The 25,494-nt window shown below is 44.8% G+C and carries 18 protein-coding genes; 10 read left to right on the forward strand and 8 right to left on the reverse strand.

The features are described from left to right. Positions 1–14: 14 nt before the first annotated feature. Positions 15–599, reverse strand: coding sequence for a plasmid pRiA4b ORF-3 family protein (locus tag M9189_RS09955; RefSeq protein WP_250722850.1), 585 nt, complete (start codon positions 597–599; stop codon positions 15–17). Positions 600–774: 175 nt separating this feature from the next. Here M9189_RS09955 and M9189_RS09960 point away from each other — a divergent pair, with 175 nt between their 5' ends. Next, a complete protein-coding gene (locus M9189_RS09960; protein ID WP_250722852.1) occupies positions 775–1,239 on the forward strand; it encodes a peptidylprolyl isomerase in 465 nt (154 codons plus the stop codon). A gap of 147 nt (positions 1,240–1,386) precedes the next feature. Further along, positions 1,387–1,725, forward strand: a complete 339-nt coding sequence (locus tag M9189_RS09965) for an RNA recognition motif domain-containing protein (RefSeq protein WP_250722854.1) — start codon at positions 1,387–1,389, stop codon at positions 1,723–1,725. A gap of 73 nt (positions 1,726–1,798) precedes the next feature. Here M9189_RS09965 and M9189_RS09970 read toward each other — a convergent pair whose 3' ends face one another. Then, complete coding sequence (locus M9189_RS09970; protein ID WP_250722856.1) at positions 1,799–2,707, reverse strand: cation diffusion facilitator family transporter; 909 nt, start codon at positions 2,705–2,707, stop codon at positions 1,799–1,801. A gap of 259 nt (positions 2,708–2,966) precedes the next feature. Between M9189_RS09970 and uxaC the strand changes: the two genes are divergently transcribed. The 8 genes from uxaC to M9189_RS10010 all read left to right on the forward strand — a co-directional run bounded on the left by uxaC (position 2,967) and on the right by M9189_RS10010 (position 12,883). Next, complete coding sequence (gene uxaC, locus M9189_RS09975) at positions 2,967–4,361, forward strand: glucuronate isomerase (RefSeq protein WP_250722858.1); 1,395 nt, start codon at positions 2,967–2,969, stop codon at positions 4,359–4,361. A gap of 58 nt (positions 4,362–4,419) precedes the next feature. Next, entirely contained in the window at positions 4,420–5,457 is a 1,038-nt protein-coding gene (locus tag M9189_RS09980; RefSeq protein WP_250722860.1) for a sugar kinase, read from the forward strand. A 111-nt stretch (positions 5,458–5,568) separates the two neighbouring features. Next, a complete protein-coding gene (locus M9189_RS09985; protein WP_250722862.1) occupies positions 5,569–6,243 on the forward strand; it encodes a bifunctional 4-hydroxy-2-oxoglutarate aldolase/2-dehydro-3-deoxy-phosphogluconate aldolase in 675 nt (224 codons plus the stop codon). Positions 6,244–6,310: 67 nt separating this feature from the next. Further along, a complete protein-coding gene (locus tag M9189_RS09990) occupies positions 6,311–7,390 on the forward strand; it encodes a PfkB family carbohydrate kinase (RefSeq protein WP_250722864.1) in 1,080 nt (359 codons plus the stop codon). 10 nt (positions 7,391–7,400) lie between these two features. Continuing rightward, entirely contained in the window at positions 7,401–8,675 is a 1,275-nt protein-coding gene (locus M9189_RS09995; RefSeq protein WP_250722866.1) for a nickel-dependent putative hexonate epimerase, read from the forward strand. 154 nt (positions 8,676–8,829) lie between these two features. Beyond that, complete coding sequence (gene gnd, locus M9189_RS10000) at positions 8,830–10,284, forward strand: decarboxylating NADP(+)-dependent phosphogluconate dehydrogenase (RefSeq protein ID WP_250722868.1); 1,455 nt, start codon at positions 8,830–8,832, stop codon at positions 10,282–10,284. Between the two features lie 18 nt (positions 10,285–10,302). After that, positions 10,303–11,748, forward strand: a complete 1,446-nt coding sequence (locus M9189_RS10005) for an MFS transporter (RefSeq protein WP_250722870.1) — start codon at positions 10,303–10,305, stop codon at positions 11,746–11,748. A 91-nt stretch (positions 11,749–11,839) separates the two neighbouring features. Further along, positions 11,840–12,883 (forward strand): LacI family DNA-binding transcriptional regulator, encoded by a 1,044-nt coding sequence (locus M9189_RS10010; RefSeq protein WP_250722872.1) that lies wholly within the window; start codon positions 11,840–11,842, stop codon positions 12,881–12,883. A gap of 171 nt (positions 12,884–13,054) precedes the next feature. Here M9189_RS10010 and M9189_RS10015 read toward each other — a convergent pair whose 3' ends face one another. The 6 genes from M9189_RS10015 to M9189_RS10040 are packed head-to-tail and all read right to left on the reverse strand — an operon-like array spanning position 13,055 to position 25,410. Next, positions 13,055–14,992, reverse strand: coding sequence for a glycoside hydrolase family 97 protein (locus M9189_RS10015; protein ID WP_250722874.1), 1,938 nt, complete (start codon positions 14,990–14,992; stop codon positions 13,055–13,057). Positions 14,993–15,016: 24 nt separating this feature from the next. Beyond that, complete coding sequence (locus M9189_RS10020; protein ID WP_250722876.1) at positions 15,017–17,638, reverse strand: glycoside hydrolase family 31 protein; 2,622 nt, start codon at positions 17,636–17,638, stop codon at positions 15,017–15,019. Position 17,639: 1 nt separating this feature from the next. Next, entirely contained in the window at positions 17,640–19,010 is a 1,371-nt protein-coding gene (locus M9189_RS10025) for a glycoside hydrolase family 43 protein (protein ID WP_250722878.1), read from the reverse strand. A gap of 23 nt (positions 19,011–19,033) precedes the next feature. Further along, positions 19,034–21,511, reverse strand: coding sequence for a glycoside hydrolase family 95 protein (locus tag M9189_RS10030; protein WP_250722880.1), 2,478 nt, complete (start codon positions 21,509–21,511; stop codon positions 19,034–19,036). Positions 21,512–21,521: 10 nt separating this feature from the next. Beyond that, positions 21,522–23,993 (reverse strand): glycoside hydrolase family 31 protein, encoded by a 2,472-nt coding sequence (locus M9189_RS10035; protein ID WP_250722882.1) that lies wholly within the window; start codon positions 23,991–23,993, stop codon positions 21,522–21,524. 34 nt (positions 23,994–24,027) lie between these two features. After that, positions 24,028–25,410 (reverse strand): glycoside hydrolase family 43 protein, encoded by a 1,383-nt coding sequence (locus tag M9189_RS10040; protein ID WP_250722884.1) that lies wholly within the window; start codon positions 25,408–25,410, stop codon positions 24,028–24,030. Positions 25,411–25,494: the final 84 nt, after the last annotated feature.

Below are 25,494 nucleotides of genomic sequence, written 5' to 3' on the forward strand. Positions count from 1 at the left end.
TCTTTCTTATTCTGTCAGTCTATCATTGGCAGACAACCGAAGTCATCCTCAAGCAACAGACTATTTACATAATCTATATCAAACTCATCTGCATCCCAGTCATAATCCAACCACTCCATTAACTCTTCTCGGTCGGGGTGTCCGGGATGATTTAGAACCTTGAGCATCTGTTGGTATCCCTGTGGACCTCCGCAATCCTCAGGTGGGCAATTTCTTTCACCATCAACACATACTGGATAAATTGCAGTATTTTCAGGTTCGTGTATATCCTCCAGCACTACGTCATGAATCCAGTAGTCTCCAAGGTCATATACATACTGGAAACTGTCATCTCTCTTCTTCAGGATGTCCTTAAGCCTGATGGAGGTATAGTCCATAAAGTTGGGCATATTCGAATAATCCTCATCTCCGATGCCGAATATCCTGCCGTTCTTTTCATACTGGTGCATGTGCGTATTCTCCCAGCCCATGGCTGTTTGAATAACCTTATGCAGGTCATGCAGAAACAAGTCATCAGGAACAAGCAGACGCCTCCATACTGAAGGTTTGATTTCTCTCAGCTCTATCTTGATCTGATATATGTCAGGCACTTTTATCATCCAGTACTATATTGCTTGGTGAATGCCTGCTTTAGTCTTACCGCCAGCAGGATTTAATCGCAAATATATGAAATAAAAGTAAGTGCTTTGAGACTGTCTCAAATAATTTGAAAGACCTGTTTGTTCTGCAACATAATATCTCTACTTTTATACTTTAAATATTAATAAAGCAATAATGAAGACAGCAGAGATTCACACTTCCAAAGGGGTAATGAAACTACATTTTTACTTTGAAGATGCTCCGGGAACTGTGGCCAACTTTATCAAGCTGGCTGAAGAAGGTTTTTATGACGGATTACGATTTCACAGGGTAATACCCGACTTTGTGATTCAGGGAGGCTGCCCTTATTCCAGGGAAGCAGGAAATCCAAGAGTAGGCTCAGGAGGTCCTGGCTACGCGATCAAATGTGAACTGGATGGAAACAACCAGTACCACGACAGAGGAGTCATCAGTATGGCTCATGCAGGAAGAGACACTGGCGGCTCTCAATTCTTTATCTGCCACAGCAGGAAGAACACAGCTCATTTGGACAGACGTCATACTTGTTTCGGCAAAGTATTTGAAGGCCTTGAAGTCATTGACCAGATCCGTCAGGGAGACCTGATTGAGAAGATTGTGATTGTTGATACAGAGGAGTAAAGGGATAGATAATTAAGTGTAGCGGATGTTTCAGTCAATACCAATATGTATCGTATGAAATATTTTTGCAAAAAAATTATTATTTGCGCATACTTGAAAAAAATCTCCTATCTTTAAATCACTTATTAATTTCTTAAATACCTTAGAATGAACATTTTTGTTGGCAGCTTACCCTTTCGTTTGGCTGAAGCTGAATTAAGAGAGCTATTTGAAGCTTATGGTGAAGTATCATCCGCACGTATCATTACTGACAAGTTTTCAGGAAAAAGCCGTGGATTCGGTTTTGTTGAAATGCCCGATGATGCAGAAGCTCAAAAGGCTATTGATGAACTGAACAACTCACAAGTTGGCGGACGTACTATCGTGGTCAATAAGTCTGTAGAGAGAAAAGAAGGTGGAGGCGGTGAAAGACGTCGTCCTTCCGGAAATCAAAGAGGCGGAAGCTATGGCAGCGATAGAAGAAGCGGTGGCGGATATCACCGTTAATTCTTATTGATCGGATATGAAAAACAGGCTACCTCTCGGTAGCCTGTTTTCTTTTCATACACCCTGCACTCCCTCAACAGCACTGAGAACAGTCTTCACCATCAAACTCCAGGGCTATCGTTGGATGATCCACTCCATAACTACGTATTATCCTATTAGCCTTGGTACGAATCTCAATCTGATCAGCCACTGTTACATCTGCATTTACCACCAGGTGAATACTCAAAATATTGAAAGTCCCATCCAGACTCCACACATGGGTGTCATGAAGGTCTTTGACCTTATCAAGTGCAAGCAACTCTTTCTCCATACCGTCCCTGTTAAAATCTGGCGGGGAAGTTTGCAGGAACACATTCAGAATATCTCTTAGATTTCTGATCACATTCACAAGGATAAATGTTGCCACACCTATTGACAGCAAAGGGTCTATCCAATACCAGGATGTATAATAGATTATTATTGACCCTACAAGGACGGCTACCCATCCCAGTACATCTTCAAGCATATGCAACATAACAGAGCGGCTATTGAGAGATTTTCCGCCTCCACTTAACCTTAGGGCAGCTAGACCATTGAAGACGATGCCAAGTATGGACATCCACAACATACCGGTTGCCATTACCTCCTCTGGATTGATTAGTCGCGGAATGGATTCATAGAGAATCAGCACACAGCCTATCACCAGAATACCACTGGTCAGCAATGCACCAAGTGTAGAATACCTCCTATAACCATAGGTGTATTTCCGGTCCCTGGTTTTTTCCGCTTTTTTCTCAAACCACAAAGCACTGCTTATTGCTATCGTATCACCAAGATCGTGCACCGCATCTGAGAGGATGGCCATAGAGTTGGTCAGTGCCCCTGCGATAAACTCAATAATTGTAAAAAAGAAGTTTAGCAAGAAAGCACCAATCATCCGCTTTCTCACACCTATCATATCATGTTCAGCTTCTCTTCTATGGAAGTGGTTGTGGTGGTCCATATAATTAGGATTTATCACAAAGGAAACTAAAGCAATACAATTTTTCAAGCAAATACAAACAAATGCAAGAATGTGTTTTCCAGCTTAGGTAACCAGGCTTTGATGAGGCATCTCCTAAAAATGCAATTGAGTTATGTATAATCAGATTCCAGTCTTAATTAAAAGACCTTAACCCAATCCCGGTTAATCGCAGTTTTTATTTGCAATAGTAATTATGCAGTTGTATCTTCGTGTACGCTAACGACAATATAACAAAAAAATGGGACACTTTATAAATGAAGACTTTGCGTTGGAAGGCAAAAAGGCCAGGCAACTCTATCATGACTATGCCAGCCAGCTTCCCATTATAGATTTCCACTGTCACCTGTCTCCTGCCATGATAGCTGAGGACTATCACTTCCAGGATCTCGGAGAGGCCTGGCTTGCAGGTGACCATTACAAGTGGAGAGCCATGCGCACACATGGTGTAAATGAAGACTACTGCACCGGGGAAAAGAGTTATAGAGAGAAATTCCAAAAATGGGCTGAAACAGTTCCCTACACCCTTGGCAACCCTCTTTATCACTGGACCCACCTTGAACTTGCAAGATATTTCGGAATCTTTGATCTCCTATCACCTGCCAATGCCGGTATGATCTTCGATAAGGCAAGCGCAATGCTTACCGGTGAAGACATGGGTACCCGAGGTTTGCTTCAAATGATGAAGGTAGAGGTGGTAGGTACCACCGACGATCCGGTAGATTCTCTTGAACACCATCAAGCGCTAAAGGACTTCAGCATTAAGATCAGGCCTACATTCAGACCTGATAATGTGATCAAGACAGAGGTGCTGGATGAGTTTAATGCCTATATCACCAGACTGGAACAGGTTTCCGGAAAGACTATTAATAATCTGGACACTTTGGTTGAGGTTCTTGACGAACGCCATGCATATTTCGACAGCATGGGCTGTCGTGCCTCCGACCATGGTCTGTCAAGGATGTATTACGTTGCGGATTTCGTTTCAAAAGCCCCGAAGGCTTTTGAAAAGATTAGGTCAGGTAAAGCATTGGATGTGGACGAAAATGAGGCTTACTGCACCTATATGATGTACGAGCTTTGTAAGATGAACCACAAACGCGGTTGGGTACAGCAATTTCACCTTGGCGCTATACGCAATAACAATACTCGCATCTTTAGAAATGTGGGCCTGGATACCGGACATGACTCAATAGGCAATAACCAGGATTCATACAGGATGTCCCGCTTCCTCGACCTGCTGGACAATGAGGACAAGCTAGCAAAATCAATACTATACAATCTCAATCCAGCTGATAATGAAATGTTTATCACCATGGTGGGTAATTTTCAAGACGGCAGTGTGGCAGGTAAGATGCAATACGGAGCTGCCTGGTGGTTTCTCGACCAAAAGGCCGGAATGGAAAAGCACCTGAAGGATCTTTCAGTTCTTGGATTGCTGAGTCATTTTGTAGGAATGGTTACCGACTCACGTAGCTTCCTCTCCTACCCTCGTCATGAGTATTTCAGAAGGATAGTATGTAACTACATAGGTGGAGAAGTTGAGAAGGGACTCATTCCAAATGACGACTCTCTGCTTAAAGAACTTATTGAGAGAGTATCCTACCGCAATGCAGCAGAGTATTTCGGATTTTAAAATTGTGATGTAATAATTCTATACAAAGAGAAAATAGGACAAAAACACCCGGCTTTATATGAAACAAAGAATAGTATTGTTTGGAGAGATCATGCTCAGACTCTCTACACCCGGATTTCAACGTTTTACACAAGCAAACTCTTTTGATGCCTGCTACGGAGGTGGTGAGGCAAATGTAGCTGTTTCACTGGCAAATTTCGGGTTGGATGCATCTTATGTTACCGTCCTCCCAAAGAATGATATTGGAGAGGCCTGCCTTAGGGAGCTTAGAAAATATGGTGTAGATACCAGTAACATTAAGTTTGGTGGTGACCGCCTGGGTATTTACTTTCTCGAAACAGGCGCAGTTGCTCGTCCCTCCAAGGTAATTTACGACCGTGCATACTCGTCCTTCTCACAGGTACAGAAAGGTGATTTCGACTGGGATAAGATATTTGAAGGAGCCACCTGGTTTCACTGGACAGGTATCACACCGGCCGTTTCCCAGGGTGCCGCAGATGTATGTCTTGAGGCAATAAAGGCAGCCAATAGATTGGGTATAACAGTATCAACCGATCTTAACTATAGGAAGAATCTATGGAAGTATGGCAAAAAAGCAAGTGAGGTAATGCCCGAACTGATTGAAGGTTGTGACATAGTCCTGGGCAACGAAGAAGATGCAGCAATGGTACTTGGCATCAAACCTGAGGGTGTAAATATCGAAGGTGGACATGTGGAAGCTGAGGCTTACCGCAGTGTATCACGACAAATTATGGAACGCTTCCCAAGGGTAAAGAAAGTAATCACTACCCTCCGAGGTTCTATAAACGCAAACCATAATACATGGTCGGGTGTCCTATATGACGGAACAAAGCTCTACACAGCCCCAATATATCAGATTACACATATAGTTGACCGTGTAGGAGGAGGCGACTCCTTTATGGGAGGCCTGATCTACGGGCTGCTAAGCTACCCCGGTGATGATGCCAAAGCATTGAACTTTGCAGCAGCAGCTTCATGCCTGAAGCACACTATCTTGGGTGACTTCAACCAGGTAAGTGTCGACGAGGTAGAAAAGCTGATGGATGGTGATGCATCTGGTAGGGTATCCAGATAGGATAACATTGTGGTGTTCAATCCTCCCTGCTTTTTTATCTGAAAAAGAGTCATGGCAGGTGGTGCGAGAAAGCCAAATAGCGTATAGCGGTTACCTAAAAGTTAAAATAAAATGGCAAAGTACGGTCGCAGTGAAGTCTTTATGGCAATGAAGGACACCGGTGTGGTACCGGTATTCTTCCACAAAGATATTGAAGTTTGCAAGCAGGTTGTAAAAGCCTGCTATGATGGAGGAATAAGGGTTTTTGAATTTGTAAACCGCGGAGACTTCGCACATGAGATCTTTAGTGAACTCAATAAATATGTGCTTAGTGAACTGCCTGGTATGATCCTTGGGGCCGGATCGGTTGTCGAAGCGGCCACAGCAGCAATTTTCATTCAGTCAGGTGCAAACTTTATTGTATCCCCTCTGTTGAATGAGGAGATAGCAAAGCTATGTAACCGACGTGGAGTGGCATGGGCACCAGGATGTGGTACAATTAGCGAAATAGGTAAGGCTCAGGAACTAGGTGCTGAGGTTATCAAGCTCTTTCCTGCTTCGGAAATCGGTGGTCCTTCTTTTGTAAAGGCCGTCAAAGGCCCCATGCCCTGGACCAATATCATGCCTACTGGTGGTGTTGATACAACTGAGGCCAACCTTGCGGGTTGGTTTAGAGCCGGGGTCTTCTGTGTGGGTATGGGATCTAATCTCTTCCCAAGGGAGATTATTGATAGCGGAAACTATCAGGCTCTAGCCCAGAAGTCAAAGGAACTGATTGAAACCATCAAACGAGTCAGGAAGGCTTGAATAGGTTAAGGATAGCTAATGGAAGGGGGAGCTTGAGTAAATTGAATAAAACAACAACTTCGGAGATATGAATTTGACATTGAGAAAAGACTGCAAATGGGGCTTGCTTGTTCCATCAAGCATGGGAGTTCGCATCACCCCGGCCAACAACCAGCCTGTACATTGCAGCGAAACCTTTCATATGCAGGCCACAAGTGCAGAAACCAATGTGGCTACCATACCAGCGTACCTTGGCCTACCGGTCAAGGTACTTACTGCCTTTGTTAAAGACAGTCCAATAGCCGAGTTTATCAAGAGTGACCTGCGCAAACGCAGATTGGATTATGAAGGTCCTGAGATTGCCCAGGGTGGTCCATGGGGATACAGGCACCAGTTTAATATAGCCGACAGCGGCTTTGGAGTTCGAGGCCCAAAGGTTCAGAACGACCGTGCCGGAGAGGTTGGTCGACTGCTTAATTCAAGCTTTTACGACCTTGAAAGAATATTCGGGGAGGAAGGGGTCCAGATAGTCCACATGTCCGGTCTTATCGCTGCCCTGTCGCCTGAGACGGGCAGGTTTTGTGTCCAACTTGCAAGAATTGCAAAGAAATACGGCACTCTTATCTCTTTCGACATTAACTTTAGAGCTTCTTTCTGGGAAGGAAGGGAAAAAGAACTGAGAGAGATATTCAACGAGATTGCTTCTCTGAGTGATATAATAATAGGGTTCAAGGAAGTCTTCAATCTTTGTCTAGGACATGAGATGCCTGAAACTCACGGTGTGAGCGTAGACGACACAATGGCTGACTTTAAAAAGGTACTGCTTCAAATGAGGAAGTACTGCCCCAATGCTTCGGTTCTTATAACAACCTTCCGTAACGAGATAAGTGTCAACGAACACCTCTGGGGTGGAGTGATGCTTGCCGGGGACGAATGGTACGAAGTTGCTCCAAGACCAATCAGAGTTCTTGACCGTATCGGAGGAGGTGACGGCTTTATGGGAGGACTGCTCTACGGAATCCTCAGGGGTTGGGAACCGGAAAAGTGGTTGCAGTTTGGCTGGGCAACAGGTGCACTGGCAACTACCTTTGTAACTGATTATGCACTACCTTCAGACGAGGCTTCGGTCTGGAGTATATGGAAAGGAAATACAAAAGTGATAAGGTAAAACTTTGTCTATGGTACTGTATCAAAGAGGATCCGAAAATGAGGAGTTAAGCCAGGCTGACCTGCGTGAGGCATTGCATGTGGCATTTGAAAAACTGGGCAGTCGCAGTAAGGTGCTTGCAATACCGCCCGACTATACAAGATTCCATTCACAGGCCGGAATACTCACTTCCTTGGCGTGGGAGTATTTTGGCAATTCAATGACTGATATACTTCCAGCACTGGGGACCCATGCCCCAATGACGCAGGAACAGATTTCACATATGTTTCCTGGTGTGCCCCATGACCTTTTCAGGGTACATGACTGGCGCAACGATGTAGTGACCCTTGGGGTAGTTCCCGGTTCCTTTATCTCAGAAATTACAAATGGGCAGGTCACCTATGACTGGCCCGTGCAGGTCAATAAAATGCTTGTGGAGGGAGGCTATGACCTTATCCTGTCTATTGGCCAGGTAGTCCCCCACGAGGTAATCGGTATGGCCAACTACAACAAGAATATCTTCGTGGGCACAGGTGGATCGGAAGGTATCAATAAAAGCCACTTTATCGGTGCCGTCTATGGCATGGAACGTATTATGGGTCGTGCCAACAATCCCGTTCGCAAGGTTCTCAACTATGCCTCAAAGACTTTCACATCTCATCTGCCCATCATCTATGTGCAGACAGTAATTGGCCGCAATAGTGCCGGTAAACTGGTAACCCGTGGTATCTTTATAGGCGATGATGAAGAGGTATTCGAGCTGGCTGCCGACCTGTCAATAAAAGTCAATTTTGAGATGGTGGCAGAACCTTTGAACAAGGTGGTTGTTTATCTCGAGCCGGGAGAATTTAAAAGCACCTGGCTTGGCAACAAGAGTATCTATCGTACCAGAATGGCCTTGGCCGACGGTGCCGATTTGATAGTACTTGCACCCGGACTGAGGGAATTCGGCGAGGACAAAACGATAGACCGTCTTATAAGGCAGTATGGCTATTGCGGCACTCCAAAGACGTTGAAATATGTCGAAGAGGACGAGGAAATGAGAAACAACCTTGGTGCTGCAGCCCACCTTATCCACGGCAGTTCAGAAGGTCGCTTTTCAATCACCTATTGTCCAGGTCACCTGAGCAAGGAGGAAATTGAATCGGTACATTTCAAATACGCCGACCTTGGGGAAATGATGAAACGATACGATCCTGATAAATTGAAAGACGGGTACAATATAATGCCTGACGGGGAAAAGATATTCTACATATCCAATCCGGCTGTGGGCCTTTGGGCCCACAGCGACAGGTTTAAGGACTGAGCTGGGTTATCTGGTCCTATTATCATGCTAATACAATTAGGATTTAGGCTGATCAACAAAACTCTAAAAACGAAATAATTAAGCCATTGGCTTGCAGAAGCAATATTTCCCGGAAGGAAGATCTCTTTAAAAGTAAATGTAAAAACTAAGCCATATGAAGGAATTATCAGACATAGGATTGATAGGTTTGGCAGTAATGGGTGAAAACCTGGTGCTGAACATGGAAAGCAAGGGCTTTCAGGTTTCGGTGTACAACCGTACCACCCAAAGGGTTGACGACTTTGTCAACGGACGTGCCAAAGGCAAAAATATAAGGGGAACTCATTCATTGCAAGAGCTTGTTGCTTCACTTGAGCGTCCTCGTAAAATAATGATGATGGTGAAGGCTGGCAAGCCGGTGGATGATCTTATTGAATCTCTTGTTCCCCTTCTCGATCAGGGCGACATCCTGATTGACGGTGGAAACACCCACTATCCCGATACCAACCGCCGTACTGCTTATGTTGAAAGCAAGGGCTTGCTCTATATTGGAACTGGTGTATCAGGTGGTGAGGAAGGTGCCCTGCTAGGTCCTTCTATTATGCCGGGGGGCAGTCAAAAAGCATGGCCTGTTGTAAAGCCAGTCTTCCAGAGTATAGCTGCCAAGGTTGAAGATGGTACACCATGCTGTGACTGGGTTGGCGAAAATGGTGCAGGCCACTTCGTCAAGATGGTTCACAACGGTATCGAATACGGTGATATGCAGCTTATCAATGAGGCTTACCATATCATGAAGGATGTTCTGGGTATGTCAGCTGATGAGATGCACCTGGTATTCAAGGAATGGAACGAAGGACCATTGGATTCATACCTGATAGAGATTACACGTGATATTCTGGCTTTCAAAGATGAGGACGGCCAGCCGCTAGTTGACAAGATTCTGGATACTGCAGGTCAGAAAGGTACAGGCAAGTGGACTGCTGTATCAGCCCTTGAACATGGAGTACCGTTAACCCTTATCGGTGAAGCAGTTTTTTCACGTTGTCTGTCAGCTATCAAAGAAGAAAGAGTTGCTGCATCCAAGATAATCAAAGGTCCAAAACCTGAATTCAAGGGTGACAAAAAGCAGTTTATCAAAGACATTGAGTCAGCCCTGTTTGCATCCAAGATAGTTTCATATGCCCAAGGTTATGCGCTTATGGCTGCGGCTGCAAAAGAATACGGATGGAACCTCAACTACGGAGGCATTGCCCTTATGTGGCGTGGAGGCTGTATCATACGTTCTGCCTTCCTCGGTCGCATAAAGGAAGCGTTTGACAGAAACAAGGACCTGAGCAACCTCTTGCTTGATCCCTTCTTCAAAGACGTTGTAGAAAAGGCACAACAAGGTTGGAGAAACGTAATAGCAACTGCGGTAATAAACGGGATTCCTGCGCCAGCTATCTCAAGCGCATTGAACTATTTCGACGGTTATCGCTCAGAACGTCTTCCGGCTAACCTCCTGCAGGCTCAACGTGACTTCTTTGGTGCTCATACATATGAAAGAGTAGACAAACCACGTGGTGAGTTCTTCCATACCAACTGGACAGGAAGGGGTGGAACTACAGCCTCTACAACCTATAACGTCTAATATTTAAGCCCACTCATCATGTCTATTTCAAAAGAGAAAATGTCGCACTACAGATGGTACATCTGTTCTCTGTTGTTCTTTGCCACGACTGTCAACTATCTGGACCGACAGGTATTATCATTGACCTGGAAGGACTTTATTGCACCTGAATTTCACTGGACCAATAGTGACTACGGTAATATCACAAGTCTGTTTTCACTATTTTATGCAGGCTGTATGCTCTTTGCCGGTAAGTTTGTTGACTGGCTTGATACTAAGAAGGGTTATTTGTGGGCCATCGGAATATGGTCTGTAGGTGCCGTACTCCATGCCTATTGCGGTATTGCTACCTCTGGTATTCTTACCGGCAAATGGTTGGTTGGTTTTGAAGGAGCCAAAGAGTCCATCGCTACGGTTGGAGACGTCGGATTGGTCGTTTCCGTAAGTGTAACCCTCTTTATTTTTGCAAGAATAGTACTTGCACTTGGAGAAGCAGGCAACTTCCCGGCTGCAATCAAGGCAACTGCCGAGTTCTTCCCAAAGAAGGACAGAGCTTTTGCAACAAGTATTTTCAATGCAGGTGCCACGGTGGGCGCCCTGCTAGCCCCATTTAGCATTCCAATTATAGCAGCCCACTGGGGTTGGGAGATGTCCTTTATTGTGATCGGTGCACTTGGTTTTGTCTGGATGGGCTTCTGGATCTTTATGTACAAAAAGCCCGAAGTTCACCCTCTTGTTAACAAGGCTGAACTTGACTACATACATCAGGACAGTCATGAGGAGGCAGCAAACGGTGATGAGGGAAGGGATGCAAAGAAGATACCTTTCTTAAAATGCTTTACATACAAGCAGACCTGGGCCTTTACAGTGGGTAAGTTTATGACCGACGGAGTGTGGATGTTCTACCTATTCTGGACTCCGGCCTATCTGAGCGATGTGTATGGACTGACATCCGACCAAACGATGGCGCAGTTCCTACTCTTCCTGTTATACGGCATCACCTTGTTGTCAATTATCGGGGGTTGGTTGCCAACTTACTTTGTCGACAAGAAGGGGATGAATCCATATGCTGGACGTATGAAGGCAATGCTGATTTTTGCCTTCTTCCCCTTACTTGCAATGATGGCACAGCCGCTTGGTAAGCTGTCGTTCTGGTATCCTGTGATCATTATTGGTCTTGCAGGTGCAGCCCACCAGGCATGGTCTGCAAATATCTTCTCGACTATAGGTGATATGTTCCCAAAATCTGCTGTTGCAACAATCACAGGTATCGGCGGTATGGCAGGAGGACTGTCAGCGTTTTTAATAAACAGATCATCTGGCATACTCTTCGACTTTGCTGAAGAAACCAGCATGAAATTTATGGGCTTTCAGGGTGTAGAAGCAGGATATTTCATCGTTTTCCTCTTCTGCTCAGTAGCCTATCTTATAGGATGGCTGCTTATGAAAGCACTTGTTCCCAAATACAAGCCAATAGTCATTTAACAATCAATACTGACAAATACCTGCATCACTGGATGCAGGTATTTGTCATACATATTGGGCCTGCAGTTTTTTCTGATGGCTTTTCTTAATTATGAAACAGGTTCGTATCAAAGACATAGCAAAATTGTCCGGCTTTTCCATAGGCACGGTTGACAGGGTGTTGCATAACCGTGGCGAAGTCGCTGCTGATACAAAGGAAAAAATCCTTAAAATAGCCCGTGAGCTTGATTACAAGCCCAATATTGTTGCACAGGCACTTACTACAAAAAAGCAGTACAAAATAGCTGTACTAATTCCAAGAGCTGACAAGGACAACTCATTTTGGGCCATGCATCCCGCAGGGATTAACAAGGCTTTAAATGAGCTGCGTCCCTTCAAAGTAAATGTTAGCTATTACCTGTTCGAACTACACAATGAGGCCGATTTTCTTAGCAAGGCAGAGGATCTGCTCAACGACGAACCTGAAGGTGTTATCCTGGCTCCCATCCTTCGCAAAGAATCATTGCACATATGCTCAAGACTCGAAGAAAAGGGCGTGCCCTACATATTTATCGACTCCCACATAGAAAACTGCGGAAATCTTAGCTTTTTGGGCGAAAACGCCTACAAGAGTGGCCGGGTTGCAGCAAGCCTGGTCGACTTCGGTGTAGGAGCAGATAATGATATTTTGGTTGTAAATATCGCTAAGGATCTTGAAAACACACGACACCTGTACAGTCGCACACGTGGCTTTATGAACTATTTCGGGGAAGGTGGCAGAAATAAGGGAAGGAAAATTACTGTCGAGATAGAATCAAGCAATATGGATACAGTAAGGCAAAAACTCAACAAAGTATTTGCTGATTATCCCGACATAGGAGCTATACTTGTATCAAGCGCAAAGACCCACATCGTGGCATCATACCTCGAGGAAAAGGGGCTGAAAGATATTATTCTGGTGGGATATGAAATGACAAAGGAGAACCTTGACTTCCTCAAACACGGTATTATTAATTTCCTGATTGGGCAAAGACCTGTTGAGTCATCCGAGAAAGCCCTGAAGATGATGTTCGAACACCTAACTACTGGCAAAACCTTCTCTAAAGAAGAGTTTCAGCCCGTCGAGATCATCAATCCGGAAAACGCAGATTTCTGACACCAGCGGGCTGAAACTATTTTGTTGCAACACCTGTTAATACAGGCTACTACTTAGTTATACAGGCCATGACTACTTGTCTTTCCAGAATACCAGGTAGAATTGAGGAGTCGCTATGACATTTGAAGTCAGGCTCTATTTACAGTACCTTAAACCTGATTGCATCATTTTCTATTGGTTGTCCAAAAGCGCAGTCAGTGGTTTCAGACTTATTACAAAACCTCCTCGAGGTAGAGTCTCAACTTCCAACGAGTCACCTTTAGTTACCACTCCGTATGAAGTACTGAATTCCTTGTCGTGTTTTCCATCAGTTATAACACAATACTTGTAGCTGACACCTTCTTCAAGAAATCCAAAGTCAACCTTGATCATCTTACCCCTGAAACCGGAGTTCAGCGCTCCAACATACCACTTGTCTCCTTTTTGACGGGCAAGACATACATCCCTACCTGGATACCCGCTAAGAAACACAAGTTCATCCCAGGCTGCAGGCACTTCCTTCAGGAAGGACAGAGCTGCATGAGGCAATTCCCTGTATGCTTCAGGACGATCAGCCAAATGCTGAAATGCTGATTCGAAAACTACACTGAGAGCCAGCTCGTGACCATAGGAGGTAATATGAGGATACTGTGAATTTGAGAAGGTAACCGGGGTATAGTCCATAGAACCAACCACATTGCGGGTAAAGGGCATCACAGAATTATGCTCCGGAGCAGTAGTTGTTAGTTCAGGATTATTGTTGTACCATTCAGCACCACGTACAGCCTCAGTAGTCATTAAGTTTGGATAAGTGCGTGTCCAGCCACGGGGCACAATGGCACCGTGGAAGTTGACCATCATTTCCATTTCTGCCGCATCTTCCAGAATATCCAGATAGTAATCAATCATATATTGTTTTTCGCTAAGGAAGAAATCAACCTTTACGCCAACAAAACCAAGGCTCTTAAGCCAGGCAAACTCCTTCATGCGACTTTCGTGGGTCTTCATCCTGTCGACAGGAGTTGAGGTAATCCACTTGAACATACCCGAATTATACCAGATCAACGGCTTCACCCCTTTGGATACAGCATATCTTGCAGCATCTTCGACATTTCCGCCGTTCTGCATTGCATCCCATTCCCAGTCAAACAAAGTATAGGGCCAATCCATTTCAGCAGCCAGATCGGTAAATTTCTTCACTGTCTGATAGTCACGTGTTCCATGGTTGTCCGACCAGTAATTCCATGACACCTTACCGGGCTTAATCCAGTCGGTATTGCTAATAACAGATGGTTTTGACACATCCTCAACAAGGGTTGACTCAACTATGCTAGCCAGGTCACCAAGTATTATCACCCTCCATGGAGACTTCCATGGTAGTTCGATTACCGGAAGTGCATCTCCCTCTCCCTCATGGTCAAGAGGAAGGGCTACTTTAAATCCATTTCCGTCAGTGAAGTTGACCAACTTGGTACCCGCATAGCCACGATCAAGGTCAGCTTCATGAATCAAAAACCAGGCTTCCTTATCTTTATCCTTGAACAGAGCAGGATATGACCAGTCGCGCTGTACGCTTCCATCCTTAATCAGAGCATATAGGTTCTCGTTTGACAGATCAAACTTCTGAAGCCATCTTAAAGTACTGTCCTGAACAGTATAAGTGGTAAACTCGTCCTTTACTGTGTACTTTCCTGACTTTTCAGGGAACTCATATCTGAAAACCACTCCATCATTGTACGCTCTTACAATCACATTCATTTTGGCTTTTGAGGGGTTTTCAAATGAGAAAACCTGCTCAGTACCAAAATTCAGCCTCTTGGTACGCTTGCCATGGAGAGCAGTATATTCCTCCTTTATCTGAACAGGCTTACCTATCTTTAGCAGCCTCAGGTCACCGAAAAAGTCCTGATCGCTGCGGCTTAACCCCAGACTGACCTTTGTGAGTTCGGTACTACCTTCACTATCTCTGTAATCCACTTTGAGAAACCAGTGCCCCTCCTCGCTGGTTAATACAGCTCCAACTTTACCGTTTGGAGAACGTAATTCAATATCCGCTGCTGATACAAATGCTGCAGCGTGCAAAGCAATTATCAGCAACAGACTCCTTAAATAGACACACGTTTTACACATAAGACTTGCTTTTTAATAGAAATATCAATCAAAGTCCACAACCTGATTCTTTCCGTCATAAGAGATAATCTTGTCAACCTCCCTGGAAACTTCAATACCGACTCCCTTTTTAGCACTGACAAGTACAATCCTGAAGGTTCTTTCCTTAAGCATACCAGGATGCTCACCTTCAGTGTCATCTATTGTCAGACTGTGCTTCGCACTATCCCATCTGAATGTTATTGTTGAATATCTGCCTTCTTCATAGCCATAGCCGTCACCTTCATCTTCGTACAGCACAAAACAGCCATCTGCTCCATCATAGATTCTAAGTTCTATAACATCAGCAGGTAGTTTACCTGTATGTTGAATATGATTGCCCATGGGAACTATTGAACCTGCCTTTACAAATAGGGGAAGTCTGTCAAATGCAACATTCACATCAACCCATTGCTTACCCTTGTAGTTTGTTCCGGTCCAGAAGTCATACCACCCCTCTGATTCAGGCAGATACACCTTAACAACATCCACACCAGACTCAGTAACCGGAGCAACGAGGAAGGAACTGCCAAACATATACTGGTATGCTTGTTCAGATGCCTCTTTGTCACCAATAAAGTCCATCACCAGAGGACGCATCATGGTACTTCCCATATTGGTTACCTTCCATGCTTCAGAGTAAATATAAGGAATAAGTCTGTAACGCAGCTCAAGCATCTTACGCATAGCTTGTTCAACCTCATCACCATATTTCCATGGTTCGGTTTCGCTCATATAACCATGCATACGGAATATAGGACTGAAGGCACCCCACTGATACCATCTTACCAGCAGTTCCTTGTAGTTATCATCGGTATACTGCCTCGGTCCGGGTCTGAAGAATCCTCCTATATCTGTAGTCCAGTATGGTAATCCCGTCATCACGAAATTCAGACCAGCGGTAATCTGTCTCTTGTAGCCGTCCCAGTTACCGCCAATATCTCCCGACCAGTTTATTACCCCATATCTTTGTTGACCTGAAAAGGCTGAACGAGTAAGGATACAAACACGCTTGTCGTCAGTTGCCGATCTCTGCCCCTCGTACACAGCCTTGCTCACCATAAGCGGATATGTCAATCGGTAGAAGTTGCCCGGTCCCAAATATGTCATCCTTCCTGCAAGAGCATCATTTTCAGGCTCAACAGCATCCATCCACCAGGCATCCACTCCGTTCGAGAACATATTATCATTAAGGGTATTCCAGTAATCCTCTCTGGTTGCAGGATTAAAGTAGTCCAGCCAGTTGGTTCCGGGAACAAAGCGCCCTTTCTCGGTGTAGGCCTTACCTAGGGTTGAATTTAAATCAGGATTGGACCATATCGAAACAACAAGCTTTGCATTCAGATCGTGAATCTCCTTTATAAAAGCCGAAGGATTTGGATAATGTGTTTCATCAAATTCCGGAACCCCCCAGCCTTTGCTTCCCCAATACTGCCAATCCTGTACAATTACATCCATTGGAATATCCCTCTTACGGAATTCCTTTACTGTCTCAACAAGATGAGTGCCTGACGTATATCTTTCCCGACATTGCCAGAAACCATAGGCCCAAAGTGGAAACATCGGAGCATTTCCGCTAAGCTTACGATATGTCGATATTACCTTATCTGCCGATGGACCATAGAATACCACATAGTCCAGGTTGCGTGCATGAGGAGACCTAAAGGTGCTTAACTCTTCCTTTTCATCCCAGAAAAGCGAAGGTTCATTATCTGCCTTGCAAATCACTGTAACCTTGTGCTCACCCTTACTCAGGTGCACCAGAGTGCCTGCTGTCGGTGGCAGCCACATATTGCTTATATCAAGTACAGGCACGTCATCTACTGCCACAAAATGTCTGTTGCCCATCTTACCCAGATCCAGAAACAGCGAATATTCTCCCTCACGTGGCACAGTAAAACTACCTGTATACACTCTTTGATCCTGGGATACTCTCTGAGTACCATGGGTAGTGGTAACTTCAGCCAACTGGCCTTCGGCCGCATCATCGCTATGCTGAAGGGCCAGCTCTATCTTATTGTCAGCAGGATTAAAGTCTGTCAATCCGTATTGGTGCCAAAGTAGGCCATAGCCCTTATCAGAATAAATAAAGGGAATAGAAATCTGGCTGTTAACCTGAGTCAGACGTCTGCTCAATCCGTTTAGGTTGAAGTAACCATCCTGAAACTGTCCCAGTCCAAGAATCAGTTCATCACTGCCAGTCACAAAACTCTGTTCAGCCACAAAGCATGGTTCGCCTTGAACAGTATCGGGAAGGAATACCCTTGAACCGGCCTGTTCCTCAAGAAAGACGCGACCTTCAGCATCCAGGAAACTAAGGCTTCCACTACGATAATTCAGTTCTACAGCCATGGACTTAAGCTTGAGCTTAAGTCCGCCTTTTACCTCCTCGGTTTCAAACCATGGAACCTCAGTCTCCCCGGTAAGAATAAACTCCGGTACTTCTGTTTCCCCTTCTGTAAAAAACTTCACTCTAACCGAGTTATCGGTCAGGGGAATAAGCGTAAGGTTGCCTTCCGGCAACCTTACATTTATACCCTTGCCAGTTTCAGTGTATGACACTGACTGACCGCAGGCCCAAAGCCATAGTGAAGTTATCAGCAATAATAATCCAGGCTTCAGTTTCATGTTATTTTTCTATTGTCCACCAGTCGAAGTTAAACAACTCGCCATCACCACCTCTAAACACAAGGTAGATATCATTGATTCCCTGAGCTTTGGCCATCTTGCCTGAAACAATCTTCCAGGTTTCCTTACATCCGGTATTATCGACATTCAGGGTTGCAATGAGTTTTCCGTCAACACCACCTAGTCTCACTTCTATCCTGCCACCCTTGGTGTCAGAAGAAACGCTTGCAAGGAAACGCTTACCGCCCTTTTCCAGGTCAACGCTCTTAATCTTAATATAGTCACCGTTGTGAATATTAGTGACATAGACACCTGTAACACCGCTCTTCGCAGTCTTAACACCCTCAGACCAGGCAATTGTTTCAGCCTCCACCCTCTTGAATGGATTCAAAGGCTTTACGCTCTTTATGTTACCTTCAATAGTGGGAGTAATCATAGGAATAGTACCGTCTTCGTTGTAGCTAAACTCCTCAGCCGCTGTTGACCGCTTGAAGCCTTCGTTTGACAGCCCTTGAGTGTGGTATATGAAATAGGACTTACCTTTGAAATCAATGACACCACCATGGTTAGTAAAGGCCAGGTGATCTGCCCTGTCCATTACAAAACCTCTGAATGTCCATGGACCATCAGGAGTCGGAGCTGTTGAGTAGGCTATTTTTTCAGGAATACCGGAGGCTGCATAGATCAGGTAATACAGACCATTGCGTTTGTAAAACCAGGGACCTTCAGTATAAGCACAACGTTCGGTACCATCAGGACCAGCTACGCTACCAAAAGCCTCAGTAGTCATTTCTACAGCAAAGATTCCGTTCTTACCCACACTCCTGTCGTACGAAATCATGTCTTCGTTGAGTCTTACATACAGTAAGTTTGGATTGCCCCAGAACAGGTAAGCTTGACCGTCGTCATCAATAAAGACAGTAGGGTCGATATCCTGCCATACATTTTCAGTATCCAGGATAAGTCTGTGACCCAATGGATCATGGAAGGGACCATAGGGCGAATCGGCCACCAGCACTGAGATTCCTTCGCCGTGAATAGGCACATACAGATAGAATTTGCCATTGCGTTCAATAGCCTGAGGTGCCCATGCACCGTTGGTGCGCTCACACCAACCAAAATCCTTCAAAGAGGCTACTGCGCCATGATCGGTCCAGTTGACCATATCCTCAGATGAGAAAAGCATCCAGTCGTACATTGTAAAGAAGTTGTTGACAGTCTCATCCTCATCGTGGCTGGTGTAAATAAAGACCTTGTCCCCATATACCATCGGGGCAGGATCTGCCGCAAAGGATGTCTGAATTATAGGGTTTTGGGCATTTAGTGCTGTGATACAAAAAAGCGATAACGCAATAGTTCTGATTCTCATCATTTAGTTATTAATAGATTAGTATCTTATTTCGCAGTAAGAATAATTGTATCTCCCTGACTTGTTTCAATATCATATAAGTAGTATTCAGGCAGATCAAAAGCCTTAAGAGAAGCTTCAGGGGATATCAAAGGTTGCTTGACAGCAGGCCTTTGATAGAAAGGATTGGGGTTTTCGCCCTGGGCTTCAGCAAACTTACCTTTTGCAGTAAGCTGATTAGCCGACCTAATTCTAAGATTACCTCCAAGCCTGGACTTGATAACGGCCTTTACGACCTTGTGATCTTCCCAAATAAGTTCTACAATCTCAAATCCACCTCTTGCCCTTAGACCAGTGACCTTACCAGCAGGCCATACGTCAGGCAGTGCAGGAATAAGATGGATGGCACCATCATGGCTTTGCATCAGCATCTCAGCAAGACCTGAAGTGAATCCAAAATTTCCGTCAATCTGGAATGGTGGGTGGGCATCAAACATATTGGCATAGGTACCACCAGCTTCACCAAAACCCCTTCCCTGTCCGTTATCTCGTCCGACAAGCTTGATTTGCTCCTTTATCAAATCATAGACATGATTACCATCTAGTAGCCTTGCCCACAGGTTTATCTTCCAGTTGACAGACCAACCTGTGGACGGGTCACCACGATGTATCAACGTGGTTCTAGCTGCATCAGCAAGTTCAGGAGTACTCAATGGAGTTATCTGATTGGATGGGAACATACCATAGAGGTGAGATACATGACGGTGTTTGTCATTTGGATTATCCCAGTCGTACATCCACTCTTGCAATTGTCCATGCTTACCAATCTGCATAGGAGGCAACTTGGCAAGGGCTGTTTCCATCCTTTCCTTCAATGGTTCATCAATACCAAGGATCTCCGCTGCCTTGAGAGTTTTTTGCATAATGTCGGCAACAAGCTGATTGTCCATAGTAGTACCTGCTGACATTGAAGACTGATAATGGTCCGCAGGAGAGTTCTCCGGGGAGTTGGATGGTACAATTACAAGCCAGCCTGTTTCCGGATGTTCCTGCAGTACATCAAGGCAAAACTCGGCAGCACCTTTCATCACCGGATAGACCGAGCGCAAATACTCAGTATCACCACTAAATTCATACTTATCAAACAGGTGTTGGCTCAACCATACACCACCCATGGGCCACATGCCCCAGTATGCTCCGTCTACAGGACCTGTGATTCTCCAGATATCTGTATTGTGATGGGCTACCCATCCACCTGCTCCATACATTGTCTTTGCAGTTACAGATCCCGCTTCAGCCAGCTCGTGAATCATCTGGATAAGTGGCTCATGCAACTCAGGCAGGTTGGTTGGTTCAGCAGGCCAATAATTCATCTCTGCATTGATATTGATAGTATACTTGCTATCCCATGCAGGGAATAGCTGATCAGTCCAGATACCCTGCAGATTGGCAGCCTGAGTTCCAGGCTGAGATGAACTGATAAGCAAATAACGTCCATATTGGAAGTAAAGAGCTGCCAGAGAAGGGTCATTGCCATATCTGAACTGCTCTATTCTAACATCAGTTGTATTCTTTACAGAATCTGTCCTTCCAAGGTCAAGAGTGACCCTATTGAACAGGTTCTGATAGAAAGCAGTGTGATCTTTTTGCATCGCCCTGAAATCACGGCCTTCAGCCTTGCCGAGATACTCCATAGCCTGTGCATAGGCATCCCCGCTAATATCCTTGTAATTGACAAAACCTGTTCCTATCGATACCAGGATAGTTGCGCTGTTGGAATTTGCCAGTGACACAGATGCCTCATCAGATGACAGTTCACCACCCTCATTAATCACCTTTGCAAGTACAACAAACGCAAGAGTATCACCCTTGACACCCTCAAATCCGCTTGTAAAACCACTCATACTAAGCAGGTTGTCAGCCTCGGCCTTAACAGTGACATCACCAGGCCTGTCCATGCTCATCTTGAAAGCAATAGAGCCTGGCTTGTCAGCCGTCAGTCTGATTACAATAACTCCATCAGAAAAAGAAGAAAACACCTCACGTTTGTAGCTAACCTCACCAACCTTATAGGTAGTTGTCGCCACTGCACGCTCTATATCCAGATCCCTATAAAATGCAGTAAAATCGTCGTGACCATCAAACTTAAGTCTGAGATTTCCGGCAGTCTGATAGGGCATTCCGTGAGATTTCTTAGAGATAACCCTGGCATTTACCAAATCCTGCGCTTCATTATACTTACCTTCGAAAATCATCTGCCTGATTGCAGGCAGCGCTTCAAGTGCTTCAGGATTATCATTATTATTTGGGCTACCTGCCCAAATAGTATTCTCATTAAGCTGTATCAGTTCATCGCCTGGAACACCGAAGACCATTGCTCCGAGCCGACCGTTGCCTACCGGCAAGGCCTCAACCCATTTGGAGGCTGGTTCATCATACCACAGCTTCAAATCACCGGTCTCATTCGGACTTGTACATGACCCGGCAAGAATAAACAGGCACAGGGCCCTGAATACATTTCTCATGGTATTTAGTTTAAAACTTTACTTTTAGCTTCTTTCCAGAGTAGCTTACAACCTTGTCAACTCCAGTCTTTGAGTCTGATGCGGTTGCAGGATTAATCCTTACTATACTGAACTTCCGTTCTGCCAGCATTCCGGGAAACTCACCCTTGCGGGTATCGATTGTAAGTTCCTTCTTGTTGTCATCCCAGAAGAATCTTATAGTAGAATAGACTCCCTTCTCATAGTTGTAATTATCCCCCTCATCTTCATACAGCACAAACTCTGCATCTGCACCTTCATATACCCGGATCTCAAGTTCATCCCATAGCTTTTCTTCAGCATATTGCACCTTCGGACCAATAGGAATGATGCTTCCGGCTTTAATATAAAAGGGGATCTTATCAATGGTTGTCTCAACGGTAATTTCCCTACCGCCTTCAAATATCACATTGCTATAATAGTCATACCAATTAGCACCTGCAGGCAGGTATACGTTGTAACTCTTTGCAGCTGTAAAGTCCACGTCGATGTTTTCTGCATCAAACTTACCCCCAACCCTGTTCCATCCTTCTTCTGTCTTGGCATCGTCAATATTCTCAGGTGTATATTGAGCATAGACGACCGGAGCAACAAGAATAGAACGACCAAACATATACTCGTAAGGAAGATCCCAGACTTTCTTGTCATGGGCGAAGTCCATGACAAGAGCTCTCATAAATGAAGCCTGCTTGTCGGTAACCTCCCATGCAGTAGAGTAAATGTAAGGAAGCAATGCGTAACGCAAGTTAATTGCTTTTTCCAAAGCATCATATATTGGTTCGCCCTTGCTGCCATATTGATAAATTTCTCTTGGTACATCAGTTCCGTGTGACCTCATCATTGGAGTAAAGACAGCAAACTGCATCCAGCGTACAAAGATTTCCTGGAAAAGTGGATTCTTCGCACCACTTCCGTCATTCCAGCCCCTATTGTATGCACCGGCAAAGAAACCGCCAATATCACTGTTCCAATGAGGTATCCCGGTAAGTGAGAAGTTCAATCCAGCCGGCACCTGCTTACGGAAGTTATCCCAGGTAGTAAAGACGTCACCAGACCATACGCTGGCACCATATCTTTGTTGTCCTGCAAATGCTGAACGAGTAAGAACCAACACCCTCTTATCAGAAGAAACAGCCCTTTGGTTATCATAAACGCCCCCAACTGTCACAAGTGGGAAGGCATTCCTTACCTTACGGAAAGAACCAAGATAGGTGGGATTGTCAAGATCCTCAGGCCTTGCACTCAGGTGGTCGGGCTCGGTTGAGTCCATCCACCATGCATCAATTCCTAGGTCAAACAAACCTTCTTTCAGGTGTTTCCAGTAGATCTCCCTTGCTTTGGGATTAAAGGCATCATATACTCGCACCCCGGAAGGATAGTCCATATTCGGTGGCCAGGCTGTCAGGCCTGATTCAGGCCAGGTATTGAAGGAGTAAAGACCATTGATCTTTTGAAGTTCCCTGTACTGCTTTGTAGCAGGACCAAAAGAAGCCCAGATTGAGATCATAATCTTTGCATTCATACTGTGGATCTCATCGATCATGCCCTTGCCATCGGGGAAGTCGTCACTCAGAAACTCCATAGCATTCCACAGGTAGTTGTTTCCCCAGTACTGCCAGTCCTGAACTATTCCGTCAAGCGGCACTCCCAGTTCACGGTATTTCTTAACAACACCAACTGTTTCAAACTGGCTCTTGTACCTTTCCTTGCTTTGAAAAAAACCATAACTCCACAGTGGAAACATGGGAACCTGACCTGTAAGGTCTCTCATTTCTGCAACAACGCCATCGGCATTGCCACCGACCATAAAGTAATAGTCTATGCCCTCTCCTACTTCTGAACTGAAAGAGGTCTCAGACTTATCATCTTTAAAAACAGTTGGTGAATAATTATCCCAGAAAAGACCATAACCTTTAACAGACTGGAAGAATGTGACGAAGTCCCAGGTGTTGTTCTGAACCATGTAAACTTCCTGATTGCGCTGGGACATCTTGTTGTTTTGCAAAATACCAAGGCCGTAGATTGCCTCCTCAGGCTCAAGAGCAAAACCTTGCTTTACGCTAAAAGTCTTGGTTCCTGCATCATTGAACTCAGTAAAAGAAGCAGAACCTGGTTTTTCAGCCATAAGCACCTTTCCGGCAGCATCATAAAAGGTCAAAGCCTCAGACTTTAGGTCAAGAGCCACCTTGAGCTTTCCGGTGGAAAGCTCAAGGAAGTCCCCTGTATTTACTACTGTAGTCTTAACGGACTCAGGTTTTTTGATAACAGACAGACTCTCCTTTTTGAAAGCATGTCCGGCAGGAGTCTTAACAATTCTTACAATAGCAGGGCTGTAATAGTCAATATGTATCTCAGCGTCATCGAATTTTACGCTTACCCCCTGTTTTGTCTGGGTGATTGTTTGTGCCATGCCCTGCATGAAAATCATGCAGGACAGTATCATGGCAAAGCAAATCTTTTTCATTTTTTTTGTATTTTAAAGATTATCTGTCAATAGTTTACTTCCTGGTAAACTGCCACCAGTCGAAGTGGAAAAGATCCTTGTCTCCCTTGAATACAAAGTACAGATCATGAACTCCGCTTACCTTCTTTACGGGAGCCTCATAAATCTGCCAGATACCTGACTTACGCGCAGGATTGATGTCAACAGTAGCAATGACCTTTCCGTCAACACCGTTGATACGAACCTCTATTTTACCACCATATACTGGTGAAGCGCTAACCTGAATCTTGCCGGCACCGGGTCCGAAATCAACACCCTGCACTTTTATGAAGTCACCATTGTTAATAAAGGTAACAAACCTGCGGTCAGCAATCTTCTTGCCTCTTGCCCAGTCGAAGTCACCTTCCCACTCAGTTTCAAACTGCACCTTTACACCTTCGCTCCATGCCATTGTTTCAGCTTCTACCCTGGCAAAAGGGTTAACCCAGTGTACCTGTTTTGGGCCTTCAACCGAGAAGTAATGCCTGTTTTGGATTGTGCCGTCCTCGTTGTAAACCATTTCGTCGAGGTCAACTGAGCGACGTTCGTAAAACTTTGGGGTAATCTTCTTGAGCAGGTCGTAGTTTTGTCCGAAAACATAGGACTTACCTTTATAATCAACAATACCGGGGTGATTACCGCGGGTCAGTTCGGATGCATCAATGATCATACCCTTGTATTCCCATGCACCGAAGGGCTTAGTGCTCATTGCATAACCAATACCTTCAGGGCAGCAGGTAGAAGCATATGCAAGGTAATACATACCATTACGCTTCCATACCCATGGACCTTCCTGATAGTTGGCCGGGGTTGTTGGGTCAACCATGATCTCACCAGAATAAGAAATCATGTCATCATTTAGTTTTACGTAATACAGTTTGGGGTTACCCCAGTACAGATAAGCCTGACCGTCATCGTCAATCAGGACTGTAGGGTCAATATCGTGATTACTGTTCTGGATAAGCGGCTTTCCAATTGGGTCAACAAAAGGACCATAGGGAGAGTCTGATACCAGTACACCAATTCCAATACCATTGGGTACAGGGCAATACATATAGAACTTGCCGTTACGTTCAATACACTGAGCAGCCCATGCCCCGTTATCATAAGGCACCCATGCAAAATTCTTTAGTGAGGCAACCGGTCCGTGATCAGTCCAGTTAACCATATCTGTTGAAGTATAGAGGAGCCAGTCAAACATCTTAAATCCCATTGCATCATCCTCATCATGACCTGTGTATAGGAACACAGTATCATTGTGCAGCATCGGCGACGGGTCGGCTGTATATTTTGTAGAAATTATTGGTCTCTGGGGAGGGATGGAATGTTGGGCATTTAAACCAACAAAGAAACCTGCAAATACAAACCCTGCAAGGATAGCAATCCTACTTCTTCTCATCGTATCAGTATTTATTAATTAGAAATGTGGATAACATAACATTCTGAAACAACAAGTGCGTCAGAAGGAAAATAAGTCCATGGA

Source organism: Xiashengella succiniciproducens, from assembly GCF_023674465.1.
Lineage (GTDB): Bacteria > Bacteroidota > Bacteroidia > Bacteroidales > Marinilabiliaceae > Geofilum > Geofilum succiniciproducens.